This window comes from Chloroflexota bacterium, from assembly GCA_016875535.1.
Taxonomy (GTDB): Bacteria; Chloroflexota; Dehalococcoidia; order SHYB01; family SHYB01; genus VGPF01.
The window spans coordinates 1-12,056 of sequence record VGPF01000055.1; the positions used below are offsets into that span (position 1 = coordinate 1).

Sequence of the window (12,056 nt, forward strand, 5' to 3'; positions counted from 1 at the left end):
CCGGCTCTCTGTCCTGGCGAAGGCGTAAGCTTTTTGTGCTTACGAGACAATACTACGCAGAATAGGCAGTGGTGTCAAGTGGGGAAGGAACGCAGGGATGGAGGAAGGAGGGAGTTATCGTCCGCTCCGGTGCTGCACGCGGAGTCATCGGAATGACAGATATCGCTCCGGTGCGGCCCTGATGCAACATACGGGGTGAGGAGACACACGGTCCGAGCAGTCCGGACTCGTAAGACCGAGAGTCCTTCGGAAAGGACAGATGGGGAAGGATTGAGGTTCGGGAAACAGAGAGCAAGGTTCCGGACAGGAAGATGATCCGCCGAGGGCGCGAGGAACGGGATGCCGGAAGAGGGGGAGACGCTATTTGGCTAGGAGGTCATCGAGGACGGAGGAGAGGCGGGCTTCGGTGAGCGGGCCGACGAGCTTCTTGACGATTTTGTAGTCCACGATGAAGTATTTTTCGGGGATGCCGGTGAAACCATAGGAGACGGCGATGGTGCCCTTTCTATCCGGGCCGTTGGGATAGGTTGAGCCGAACTGCTTGATGAAGGAGCGGGCTTCGCTCTCGCTATCGGTGACGGCGACGCCGAGGAAGGCAACGCCTTTATCTTTGTAGCGCTGCCAGACGGCCTCGAGATCGCGGGCTTCTTGGCGACAGGGGACGCACCAGGAGGCCCAGAAGTCGACCATGACGACTTTTTTCTTGGCGAGGAGGTCGTTAAGGGAGACCTGCGCGCCATCAAAGGTGGTGATGGTGAAAGACGTGGGCTCTTCGCGGAGGACGCGACCTTCGCCGGCGCTGGTGAAGGTGGCGATGCCAGTGGCGTTGTTGCTATCCCGGAAGAAGACGCCCCAAACGAAGAGGATGAGGAGGGCGATGAGGGGCAGAATGCCTATGGTGATGACGGCCCAGCGGGGGAGCTTCACGGAAGGACCTCAGAGGATTTGTCCGCAGATCATGCAGATGAACGCAGATCGCAGCATCATTACACGACAGAGAGCATCATCAGTTTAGCGGAAGAACGCGCTAATTAGGAGAGGATTGGAGGGAGGGGTCTACTGGAAAATATCTCCGAGGACGATCCAGTAGATGATGAGGTAGATGCCTGCGCCCGCCAGGAAGATGCCGCTGAGGCGCTGGAAGTAGGATGCCACGCCCTTGAGCGTCTGCACCACCGCGCCCTTGAATGCCGCCGCGCTCAGGCTGACGGAGATGACGACGACGCCCATGCCCAGGGCGAAGCCGACGAACTGGCCGACGCCGCTCAAGACGCCTTCGGAGGCGGTGGCGCGGCCGACGACGACGAGGAAGATGGCGAGGGTGCAGGAGAGCGAAGCCGCACCATAGGCGACGCCATAGACGAAGGCGGAGCCGATGCCGCGCCCGCCGGGCCTACCGATGCGGCTTGCCAAAGCCAACCCGAAGGTGCGCCCGGTGAGCAGCACCCAGAGGCCGAAGGCGGCCAGGGCGCCGCCGATGGCCAGCCCCGCCCAGGGGAAAGCGCCGACGATGGCCGTCCCGCCCGCCGAGATGACGGAGCCGATGGCCGCGAAAAGGGCCACGAATCCCAGGGTGACCATGAGGCCGAAGAGGACGGCGCGCCCCAGGTGCCGTAGCGTCACATCGCGCGGGTCTTCGCCCGGCGTCTCGCGGCCGATGTAGTAGCCGATGAAGCCGGGGAGCATCAGGAAGCCGCAGGGGTTCACGCTGGCGATCATCCCCGCGCCGAAGGCATAGCCGAAAGGGAGCAGGCCCGCGATATCGCCCGCGTATTTCTCGGGGCTGATGGCGTTCCCGGTGGTGCTGCGCAGGCCCAAGGCGAAGACGGCGGCCATGAAGCCGGTGAAGAGCAGGCCGAGAACGACGAGGGCGGCCACGGGCGGCTTCTGCGCCGAGCCTGGGGAGTTGGCGGAAGCGGTCACCGGGGAAGCTCCTGTGCGGAAGAGCGATCCAAGCAGATGCGGTGTGGGCGGGGCTTAGCCTGGCCTCTACGCGGGTTCGATGGAAGCATCACCTTCTCCTTTCGCATCGTACCGCGCGGATGGGCGCAGGGCGAGGAGTCGAAGGACAAGGTCCTCGATGCGGGCTAGCTATGCGGGATCCAGTTCTCGCCGCCATCGGTGCTGCTGTAGACGAAACCCGTTAGGTCTGCGGCGTAGAGCGTCCCCGTCGCGCCATCGCGCCCGATGATGACGATGTTGGCGCTCGAAAGGCTCTGGCCGCCGGCCTTGGCCCAGGTGGTCCCGCCGTCCTTGCTGCGGTAGAGGCTCCGGGAGGCGACGGCGTAGACGTTCTGCGCATCGTTCGGCAGGGTGAGGAGATCGGTCACGGAGGTGGCGGGCAGGGCGCCCGTGACGGGCTCGAAGGTCACGCCGCCATCGCGGCTGCGCAGGAGGCCGCGGGAGCTGTGGAAGACGAAGAGGAGCTTTGGGTCGCCGGGCCGGACGGCCAGGGTCGTGACGCTGGCGTTCTCGAAGCCGCTGACGCGGGTCCACGCTGCGCCGCTGTTCTCGCTGCGGAAGAGGCCCTGGGGGTTCAGGTAGGCGTAGAAGGTGTTGGGCTGGACCGGGTCTATGGTGAACGATTGGAAGTCCTGGGAGGGCAGATCGTTCTGGACGAGGGTCCACGTCTTGCCGCCATCGGCGCTGCGGCGGAGCGAATGGCTCCCGGCGGCGATGAGGGCGCCCGGGCTCCCAGGGACGCCTTCCACCGCGCGGTAGGCTTCGCCCTTGGCGATGCCGGGGGCGCGGCTCCATTTCTTGCCGTTATCCGTGCTGCGGAAGAGGCCGTTGAGGTCTGCGATGAAGAGGGTCTTGCCTTCCAGGCCGCCGGGCGCGATGGCGGAGACCTGGTTGAAGGTGGGCGCCGCTGTATTGTCCCGGGAGTTCCACCAGCGGAAGAAGAAGACGAGGAAGACGAGAAGGACGACGGAGGCGATGATGATGCCGACGATGGCGTCCGTGGAGAGCCGGGAGAAGAGACCGCCGGGCGGGCGGAACTCCTGCTTGGCCTCCTTGGCCTTGGCTTCGCGCTCTTCCTGGCGTCGGGTTCTTCTATCCGGCAAAGCGGCACCAACTCTCTGAGGGGGAATCGCGACGATTGTAGCGAAAATCAGGGGGCGAGTCGAGAGGCGGGAGAGGAAGTTCAGGGAGCCAGGAAGAGATGCGATAGACTGTACGGCGATTGCGGGGCGACCTTTCTTCTCATGACAACGAACAGCGGGCAGGGCGTCTCAGCGGGTCTCTTGGCGCGCATGAGCCTCTTTGGCCTGGCGGTGACGGCGCTGGCGGGCTGCTTCACCATCGTTGTGCTGCCCACCCGGGTGGAAGACCTGGTGGCGGAATCGTCCAAGAACACGGCGCTGGGCGTCCTCTCCTTCGTGGGGCTGGTGATCGCGGTGCTGGTCCAGCCCATCGCCGGGGGCGCCAGCGATCGGAAGACCTCCCGATGGGGAAGGCGCGTGCCGTTCATCGCCATCGGCGGCATGGCCTCCGTCCCATTGCTGATCGCCGTGGGAGCGGCCCCCAATTACGCGCTCCTCTTCCTCTTGACCTGTATCCTCCAGCTCTTCTCCAATGCGGCGCAGGGCCCCTACCAGGCCCTCATCCGCGATTACGTGCCCCACGCCAAACGGGGCGCGGCCTCCGGGGTGAAGTGGCTGGTGGAGATCGTCCCGGCCATCGGCATCGTGGCGCTGGTGGCCTGGCTCATCGGCCGGTACGACGAGTCGCGGGAGTTCTCATGGGTCTGGCTTGCGCTCACGATCCTTGCGGCGTTGCTTGCGGTAGGCGTCGCGGTGAGCGTCGCGGCTCTGAGGCGCGCGCCGCCTCCGGTGAACGGGCCGGCAGTGGAGGCCGGGCCGGCGGCAAAGGCGCACCCGCACTATAAGTGTTTCCTGGCTTCACGGTTCCTGCTGGCGCTGGCGGCATCCTCCCTGCAGACCTTTCTGCTCTTCATCCTGGAGGACCGGATGGGGATCGAGAACCCGGCGCAGGAGCTGTGGAAGATATTTGCCGTCACCGGGGCCGGGGCCTTCCTTGTCCTCTACCCGGCGGCCCGCCTGAGCGACCGCATGGGCCGCAAGCCGATCCTGCTGGCCTCGGGGGGGGGCTGGGCCTGGCGGCGGGCGGCCTCCTGCTCCCGGCCGATAGCCTCGCGACCTGATGCTCGCCGGCCTAGTGGCGGGGCCCGGGCTGGGCATGTACCTGGGCGCGAACTGGGCCCTGGCGAGCGACCTGGTCTCCGGCAAGCGCGCGGCGCAGCAGCTGGGCTACCTGAACGTGGCCACCGCGGCAGGGGCGGGCCTCGCGCGGCTCAACGGCATCTGGGTGGATAGGCTGAATGCCCGCTCGGACGAGTTGGGGTACACGGTGCTGATCGCCCTGTGTGGTATCGTGTTCGCCGCCGGGAACGCCATCATCTTTTTCGTGCGGGCGGACGGCCCGCGCGGCACGGCGAATCAGGGAAGCGAAGGTACACGATGACGGAGGTCCGCCACGAGCTGGGCCCGGCCCGGCTCTTCCAGGCCGAGGCGCAGGGGAAGCCGGGGAAGCGCACCTTCCGGCTCATGGTGGAGGCGCCGCGCGGCACGGCGAGCGTGTGGCTGGAGAAGGAGCAGCTTTCCGCCCTAGCCTTGCAGCTCAAGGGCTTCCTAGAGTCGCAGGCGGCCCGTCGCGATATCGGCAAGATGCCGGAGGGCGTGGCGGCGACGGGCCGGGAGTTCGAGGTGAAGGCCGTTGCGCTGGCGCTGACCTACCGGGAGCAGGAGGATGCCTTCGGCATCCTGATCGCCGATGAGGCGGACGCAAAGGCGCGGCGCGTGACGCTGGGCTGGTGGGTGACGCGGGAGCAGGCCGGACGCTTCGCGAGGCAGGCGCTGGAGGTGGTGACGGCCGGGCGGCCCGCCTGCCCACTCTGCCACGAGCCGATGAATCCCGAGGGGCATGCCTGCGCGAAGACGAACGGGCACGGCAAGCTGACGGGGGAGTTTCGATAACAGGAGAAATCATCCACGGATCGGCACAGATTTTCAGAGAATCTATCCACTGAAGGCACTGAGCACGCTGAATCCGACAGGAAGATTCCTCTGGGGGATGGTGGGTTATGGGAGGCCGAGGCCGCGCTTGGCGATGATGGTGCGCTGCACCTCTGAGGTGCCGGCGCCGATGGTGATGGCGCGTTGGGCGCGATCGAGCTTTTGCATCTTGCCGTGGAGGGCGGCGCGGTTGCCCCCGGCGAGCTGCGAGCGCAGGCCAAGGACTTGCATCCCCAGGCCGATGACGTGCTGGGTCATCTCGGCCGCGAAGAGCTTCGAGACGGAGGCTTCGTAGCTGGGGGGCGTCCCTTTGCTCTGAAGCCAGGCGACCCGGTAGGAGAGGAGCCGCGAGACCTGCATCTCGCAGGCCATAGCGGCCAGGCGGTTGCGGACCTCGGGGCGGCGTTCGCCCGTGGCGGAGTCGCGCACGTAGGCGAGCAGTTCATCGAGCAGCTGCTCAGCGGGGACGTGGTAACGGATGCCGGAGCGCTCGACGTTGAGGGCGGTGGTGGCGACGTACCAGCCTCGCGTCTTTTCGCCGACGAGCCTGTCCCGTGGGACGCGGACGTTATCGAAGGAAACGGTGTTGAAACTGTGGACATCGGCCATGTTGACGATGGGCTTCACGGTGATGCCGGGCCAGCGCATATCTATGAGGAAGAGGCCGATGCCCTTGTGCTTGGGCGCTTTGGGGTCCGTGCGCGCCAGGAGGAAGCCGTGCTCCGCCTTGTGGGCCATGGTGTTCCATATCTTCTGGCCGTTGACGACAAAGACATCGCCGTCTTCGATGGCAGTGGTCTGGAGGGAGGCGAGATCGGAGCCGGCGTTCGGTTCGCTGAAAAGGGTGGTCCAGCGGACCTCGCCGCGCGCGATGGGCGGGAGGAAGGTCCGCTTCTGCTCGGGCGTGCCGTGGATGATGATGGAGGCGGCTACCTGGTAGACGCCGGGGCCCATGAAGCTGCGGGGCGCTTTGGCGTGGGCCCACTCCTCATTGAAGATGAGCTGCTGCATGGGCGACCAGCCGAGGCCGCCGTAATCCTTGGGCCAGCCGATGGAGAGATAGCGGCGCTCGCCGAGCCTGGCGGAGAAGTCGCGCTCGAAGGACTCGCGCTCCTCGCCCTCCACGTCGCTCACCTGTTCGCGCCAGTCGGCGGGGAGGTTGGCCTTGAGGAAGGCGCGGATCTCTTCGCGGAAGGGGGATTCTTGGGGTGACCAGGAGAAGTCCATAGCCGGGGAGTATAGCAGAGGGAGAGGTGGAGCAAGGATATTTTATCCACAGAGCGCACAGATTTTCGGGCGAAATGTTAGAGAGTGAGAGAGGCAAGGAGAGATAGATCATCCGCTGCAATCACGGAACGAAGAGGAGGCTAGGAAGGCGTAGTACCATAGCGGCTAAAACGGTCGGTAAGGGAGGGCGCAATGGTGGCACAAGTGCGGGAGTATCGGGGTCGGTTGCTGAATCATGTGGAGATGCTGCACCAGCCGGGAGAGCGGCAGCTGGCGCGGAAGCTCTACGAGGCGCTGGGGTGTACGGTGACCGATCGGGGGAGCCGCACCTTCTCCGCGCACGTGGCGCCGGAGCACCCGGATATGCAGAACAACGTGCTCTACTGCTCCGAGGTCTCACCGCAGCAGTGGCGGCTGGAGCAGGAGATGCGGAAGGCGATGGGGAGCCGGGCCGGCCTCGAGAAGGCGTTCGCGGCGTATGAGCGCAAGCTGACGCATGCGCCGCATGGGATCACGCACTTCGGCATCAGGTATCCCTCGGTTGAAAGGCTTGAAGAGGTGGTGAAGGACTTCGATAAGCGGCTGGACCCGGCGGTCAGGAGGCGCACTCGGTTGGTGCGGGTCTTCCGCCCCGGGGACAAGGATGCGATCTCCTCGGCCACCACGCAGGCCTTCGTGGTGACGGACATCGTGGCGGCGGGCCTCTTCTACTTGGGCCAGCTCATCGAGCTGCAGGGTCAATGGCCCGGCGTGAGGGTGTGAGCTAGAGGGGCGGGCGCTTGGTGTGCCAGTCCGTGGCCTGCTGGTGGGCGTAGGCGGCGCGCAGGACGACGGCCTCCGCGAAGGGCTTGCCGATAAGCTGCAGGCCGATGGGCAGCCCCGAGGCGCTGAAGCCGCAGGGGATGGAGATGGCGGGGGATCCCGTCAGGTCGAAGGGGGCCGTGAAGTGGGAGAGGCGCGCGCCCTGGCCTGAGCCGCCGGGCTTCTGCTCCGCGATCTTGAAGGGCAGGATGGGCATGGTGGGCGTCGCGATGACGTCCACCTTTTCGAAAGCGGCATGGAAGTCGCGGACGATGAGCATGCGGATGCGCTGGGCTTTGATGTAGTCCACGGCGCTACGCAGGGAGGCGGAGACGAGCCGGTCGCCGAGGGTGCCGCCGTAGAGGTGCAGGCGCGTCCTGATGAGCTGTTCGTGGGCGGCGGCCTGCTCCACCCTGATGATGGAGCTCATGGCGAGCATGGTCTGGGTGGCGTTGGGGACGGAGACGGGCACGATGCGCGCGCCGAGCTTCCTCAACCTTTCGATGGCGGCGCGGACGCGGGACTCGACCTCCCGGTCAATAGCGTCGAAGAAGTATTCCTTGGGCACGCCGATGCGCAGTCCCCCGGCGCCCTTGGCCAAGTCGCGGGTGTAGGAGGGGACGGGCACCCGGGCGGCGGTGGGGTCGCGAGGGTCGGGGCCTGCGATGGCCTGCAGGGTGATGGCGGCATCTTCCACGGTGCGCGCCAGGGGGCCTGCGTGGTCCAGGGACCAGGCAAGAGGGAAGACGCCGTGGCGGCTGACGCGCCCATAGGTGGGCTTGATGCCGGCGCAGCCGCAGAAGGCGGCGGGCAGGCGGATGGAGCCGCCGGTATCCGTGCCCAGGGAGGCGAAGCCTGCGCCGACGATGAGGGAGGCGCCGGAGCCGCTGGAGGAAATGCCGGAAAGGTAGTCCAGGTTCCAGGGGTTGTGGGCGGGGCCGTAGACGGGGCTGGGCATATCCACGGCGAACTCGGTCATGTTGGCCTTGCCGATGATGACGGCCCCAGCCTCGCGGAGGCGCGTGACGACGGCGGCATCGCTCTCGGCGACGTTGTCATGGAGGACGGCCGAGCCGCAGGAGGTGATGAGACCCTTCATATCAAAGATGTCTTTGACGGAGATGGGGATGCCGTGGAGGGGGCCTTTGGCGCGCCCCTGGGCGAGAGCGCGATCGGCGCGGCGGGCCTCGGCGAGGGCGGAGGCTTCCAGGATGGCGATGAAGGCGTTGGTCTTGGGCTGGGTGGCCTTGGCGCGGGCGAGGACGGCCTTGGTGATCTCGACGGAGGAGAGTCGCTTGCCTCTGAGGAGGCGAGCGGCTTCGCGGATGGTGAGGAAGCACGGGTCAGCGGAGGGCATCGGGAATCTCCCAGGAGTGAGACGTATGGATCACGCTCTCCCTTCGAGGGACTCAGCGCAGGCTCTCTCCTCAATGGAGAGGAACGTTGAAGCGGCTAGCTACAGCTTGGAGGGTTCGAGCTGTTTGGCGCGCTGGTAGGCGAGCTGTTCCATGTGCTCCAGGAAGTGGCGGATGAATGGCGTGGCCTCCATGCGCTTGAGGGCGATGGGATTGGGCTTCACCTGGCCCCAGGTGGCCTGGAGATCGGGGCGCTTGGCGAGGAAGGCGCGGGTGAAGCCGACGATGTGGAACTCCAGGGCGTCGCCGGTTTGCGGATCCACTTTGATGCGGACGTTATCGGGCAGGTCAACCCATGCGCCGGCCTGTTGCCAGGGGGAGCGGATGATAAGAACGTCGGTCTTCTTATCGTAGGAGAAGCTGAGGGTCCAGGTGTGGAGCCTGCCGAAGGTGATGGCGTCGCCCTTGAACATGGGTGGTGTCTGGTCCCTTCTTGGAAGTCGCGTCTATCCTACCGGAGCGTGATTGGCCGGGCAAGAGGCGGAGCTAGCTCCCCATATCTTTCATGACCTTGTTGATGGCCATATCGGCCTGCTTGCGCATCTTCTCCGCGCCGGGCATATCGTCCAGGGGGGAGTCGGGATGGTCTATGTTGCGGGTGAAGATGGTGGGGACCTTTTTGAAGAGCTGGCGCGTCTCCCCGGAGCACTTGGAGCACTTGATGGGCGAGGTATCGCTCATGGCGCGGCGGATCTCAAAGGTATGGCCGCAGGTGTTGCAGCCGCGATCATAGGTGGGCATATGGCAAAGCTCTCCAGGGCTAAGGGATGCTCTGTGGGTAGATTATAGCCGTTCGCCGCGGCGACTTCACCAGGGTCAGCCGCTCAGGAAGTCCAGGAGCTGGGTGTTCCAGCTCTTCAGCTCGCCCAGGCGGTTCTTCCACTGCGGGGGCATCTTGGCGCGAAGCTGGGCGAGGATTTCCTCCAAGGAGAGGACGTCCGCAAAGCGATAGAGACCTTTGGCCGAGGCCTTGCCATCCGGAGTGACGGAGGCCCAGACGAGCACCGCGCCCTCCGTTGCGATGTAGCGGCCTTGTAGCTCCACGCGATAATCGGCGGGGCGCTCCGCGAACTTCAAGAACTGCTGGAAGTTCTTATCGGGCAGGTGAAGGAGCTGGCCTGCATCGCGGAGGGTGAGATAGCGATAGTCGTCGAACTCCACCAAGGCGCGCTGGACTGCGGCGAAGAGCTTGCCGGTGGCGCGCTCCTTGAGGGCGAAATCGAGGGGGATGGGACGCTCCAGCGAAGGAGCCTTCAGCACCGGGCGGCCCAGGTAGTCGTAAGGGCCGAGCTTGGCATCGCACCAATAGCGCATGGCCTCATCGCTGAAGAGGGCGAAGAGGCGGGCGGTATAGCGATCGCGGGAGCGGTTGGGTGTGCGGAAGAAATCGGGGAAGGAGGTGCTCATGGCGCTCGCCGTCAGGCCTTCAGCACGATCTTGCCGAAGTTGGCGTTGCTCTCCATATAGCGGTGGGCCTCGGCGGCCTCGCTCAAGGGGAAGACCTTGTCCACCACGGGGCGCAGCTTGCCGGACGCAAAGAGGGGGAGGACGTGTTGACGGAACTGGGCGGTGATGAGCATCTTCTCCACGTTGCTGCGGGAGCGCAGGGAGGTGCCGTGGACGCTCAGGCGCTTGGCCAGGAGGGCGCCGAGGTTCACTTCATGCCTGGCGCCGCCCATGGTGCCGACGATGACCATGCGGCCCTTGACGGCGAGGCTGGCGATGTTCTTCTCCCAGTAGGGCGCGCCGATGACGTCCAGGATGACGTCTACGCCCCGGCCGCCGGTCTTTTCGCGCACCACGGCGGCGAAGTCCTGCTCCCGGTAGTTGATGGGGACGTCCAGGCCGAGCTGCACGGCTTGGGCAAGCTTCTCCTCGGAGCTTGCCGTCCCGAAGGCCATCGCGCCCTTGGCCTTGGCGAGCTGGATCGCGGCGACGCCGACGCCGCTGCCGCAGGCGTGGATGAGGGCGCGCTCGCCCATCTCCAGCCTGCACCAGTTGAAGAGGGCATCGTAGGCGGTGAAGAAGACCTCCGGGATGGAGGCGGCCTCTTCAATGGTCATGGCGTCCGGGATGCGGACGGCCATGGCATGGTGCAGGGTAAGGCGTTCGGCATAGCCACCGCCGCCGAGGAGCCCCATGACGCGGTCGCCTGGGGCGAAGCCGGGAGCCTTGGCGCCGACTCCGGCGACGACGCCGGAGAACTCGAGGCCGGGGATATCGGGAGGGGCGTCCGGCGGCGCTGGGTAGTTGCCGCGGCGCTGGATAAGGTCGGCGCGATTGAGGGCGGCGGCGCGGACTTCGATGAGGAGGTCTTCCGGGCCGGGGAGGGGATCGGCGTAGGGCCTGAGCTGCAGGACTTCGGGGCCGCCGGGCTTGGTGATGACGATGGCGCGCATAGTGAGTGAGGAACTAGGAACGCAGGAACTTTGGAACGTGGGAAGGCAAGAGGAACGCTAGCACGGCCCCCAGCGGAGCGTCAAACGAAGCCGTAGAGCCTGGCGGCGTTTTCGGCAAGGATCTTGCGCTTGTGGCTTTCCGGGACGCCTTTGAAGAGGGAGGCGATGACCTGCTGGGAGTCAGGCCAGGTGCTATCGTTGTGCGGGTAGTCGCTGGACCACATGAGGCGTTCGACGCCGATAAGCTCCCGGATGAAGATGCCGGAGCGGTCGTCCATGAAGGTCAAGTAGGCGTTGCGCTTGAAGTAGTCGCTGGGGAGGAGGCCTTTGTCCCTGATGGGGGAGCTCCGCATGTAGTTGACGCGCTTATGGAAGAGGTAGTCCATCCGCTGGATGAAGTAGGCGGCCCAGCCGGCATCGTTCTCCGCCGAGACGACCTTGAGGCGGGGGAAGCGGAGGAAGACGCCGCCGAAGATCATGCTCGCCAGGGTGCGCTGGACGGCGGAAGAGAACATGGTGTGCTCGATAAGGTTGTGGGTGATGTTGGCGGTATCGGTCACGACGTGGAGGCTGATGGGCATCTCCAGGTCCTGGGCGGCGGCCCAGAATGGGTCGAAGGCCTGCTGTGCGTACTTCCCCGGGTCGGCCGGGGTGACGCTGATCATCGCGCCGACGAGGCCCAGCCGCTTGGCCTGGTGGACTTCGGAGACCGCACCCTCTAAGTCTTCCAGCGTCATGACGCCGATGGCCTTCAGGCGGCTTGAGACAGCTTTCCCGAAGTCGGCGGCCCAGCGGTTGTAGGCGCGGAAGCAGGCCTGCTTGTACAGAACATCGGCCAGGGCGTACATCTTCATGGCGCATGAGGGGTAGACGACCTCCGCATCAACGCCGTCCCGCTCCATATCTTTCAGGCGCGCCTTGGGGTCTGCGCCGCCGGGGTAGACATCGGCATAGGTGGAGGGCTGGCCGAGGAACTGGGTGCGGCCGGCGAGGGAGTAGCCGCCCGGGCGGGCCATAGCTTCGCCTCGGCAGACGAAGGTATCGGCCCCGCCGATGGACTCGATGTGCGGGGCATCGTCCTTGTAGGCGCGCTCCATATAGGCGGTCCAGAGGTCTCGGGGCTCGACGATGTGGGAATCGGCGGAGATGACGGCGTACTTCATGGCGGCCCCTTTCCC

Annotated in this window: 13 protein-coding genes; 3 read left to right on the forward strand and 10 right to left on the reverse strand. The window is 65.7% G+C overall.

The window, feature by feature from the left end:
* Positions 1–360 precede the first annotated feature (360 nt).
* The 3 genes from FJ039_11565 to FJ039_11575 all read right to left on the reverse strand — a co-directional run bounded on the left by FJ039_11565 (position 361) and on the right by FJ039_11575 (position 2,711).
* Entirely contained in the window at positions 361–927 is a 567-nt protein-coding gene (locus FJ039_11565) for a TlpA family protein disulfide reductase (GenBank protein ID MBM4406789.1), read from the reverse strand.
* A gap of 129 nt (positions 928–1,056) precedes the next feature.
* The gene (locus FJ039_11570; protein ID MBM4406790.1) at positions 1,057–1,923 is read right to left on the reverse strand and encodes a cytochrome c biogenesis protein CcdA; all 867 of its coding nucleotides are present in this window, start codon (positions 1,921–1,923) and stop codon (positions 1,057–1,059) included.
* A 164-nt stretch (positions 1,924–2,087) separates the two neighbouring features.
* Positions 2,088–2,711, reverse strand: a complete 624-nt coding sequence (locus tag FJ039_11575) for a hypothetical protein (protein ID MBM4406791.1) — start codon at positions 2,709–2,711, stop codon at positions 2,088–2,090.
* On the opposite strand from FJ039_11575, the gene FJ039_11580 reads away from it, so the two are divergent.
* Together FJ039_11580 and FJ039_11585 are read left to right on the forward strand one after the other, a co-directional pair.
* The gene (locus FJ039_11580; protein ID MBM4406792.1) at positions 2,661–4,337 is read left to right on the forward strand and encodes an MFS transporter; all 1,677 of its coding nucleotides are present in this window, start codon (positions 2,661–2,663) and stop codon (positions 4,335–4,337) included. The genes FJ039_11575 and FJ039_11580 overlap by 51 nt on opposite strands.
* Positions 4,338–4,481: 144 nt before the next feature.
* Positions 4,482–4,997 carry a DUF3090 family protein gene (locus tag FJ039_11585; protein ID MBM4406793.1) on the forward strand — a complete coding sequence of 172 codons (516 nt, stop codon included), beginning with the start codon at positions 4,482–4,484 and terminating at the stop codon, positions 4,995–4,997.
* 105 nt (positions 4,998–5,102) lie between these two features.
* On the opposite strand, the gene FJ039_11590 is transcribed toward FJ039_11585, so the two are convergent.
* Positions 5,103–6,263, reverse strand: coding sequence for a hypothetical protein (locus FJ039_11590; protein ID MBM4406794.1), 1,161 nt, complete (start codon positions 6,261–6,263; stop codon positions 5,103–5,105).
* Positions 6,264–6,455: 192 nt separating this feature from the next.
* On the opposite strand from FJ039_11590, the gene FJ039_11595 reads away from it, so the two are divergent.
* Positions 6,456–7,025, forward strand: a complete 570-nt coding sequence (locus FJ039_11595) for a hypothetical protein (protein MBM4406795.1) — start codon at positions 6,456–6,458, stop codon at positions 7,023–7,025.
* A 1-nt stretch (position 7,026) separates the two neighbouring features.
* On the opposite strand, the gene FJ039_11600 is transcribed toward FJ039_11595, so the two are convergent.
* The 6 genes from FJ039_11600 to FJ039_11625 all read right to left on the reverse strand — a co-directional run bounded on the left by FJ039_11600 (position 7,027) and on the right by FJ039_11625 (position 12,041).
* On the reverse strand, positions 7,027–8,421 hold the full coding sequence (locus FJ039_11600) for an aspartyl/glutamyl-tRNA amidotransferase subunit A (protein MBM4406796.1): 1,395 nt from the start codon (positions 8,419–8,421) through the stop codon (positions 7,027–7,029).
* Between the two features lie 99 nt (positions 8,422–8,520).
* The gene (locus tag FJ039_11605) at positions 8,521–8,892 is read right to left on the reverse strand and encodes a hypothetical protein (GenBank protein ID MBM4406797.1); all 372 of its coding nucleotides are present in this window, start codon (positions 8,890–8,892) and stop codon (positions 8,521–8,523) included.
* A gap of 73 nt (positions 8,893–8,965) precedes the next feature.
* Entirely contained in the window at positions 8,966–9,220 is a 255-nt protein-coding gene (locus tag FJ039_11610) for a zinc ribbon domain-containing protein (protein MBM4406798.1), read from the reverse strand.
* A 75-nt stretch (positions 9,221–9,295) separates the two neighbouring features.
* On the reverse strand, positions 9,296–9,886 hold the full coding sequence (locus tag FJ039_11615) for a hypothetical protein (protein MBM4406799.1): 591 nt from the start codon (positions 9,884–9,886) through the stop codon (positions 9,296–9,298).
* A gap of 11 nt (positions 9,887–9,897) precedes the next feature.
* Positions 9,898–10,878, reverse strand: a complete 981-nt coding sequence (locus tag FJ039_11620) for an NAD(P)H-quinone oxidoreductase (GenBank protein MBM4406800.1) — start codon at positions 10,876–10,878, stop codon at positions 9,898–9,900.
* An 80-nt stretch (positions 10,879–10,958) separates the two neighbouring features.
* Positions 10,959–12,041 carry an amidohydrolase gene (locus FJ039_11625; GenBank protein ID MBM4406801.1) on the reverse strand — a complete coding sequence of 361 codons (1,083 nt, stop codon included), beginning with the start codon at positions 12,039–12,041 and terminating at the stop codon, positions 10,959–10,961.
* Positions 12,042–12,056 lie beyond the last annotated feature (15 nt).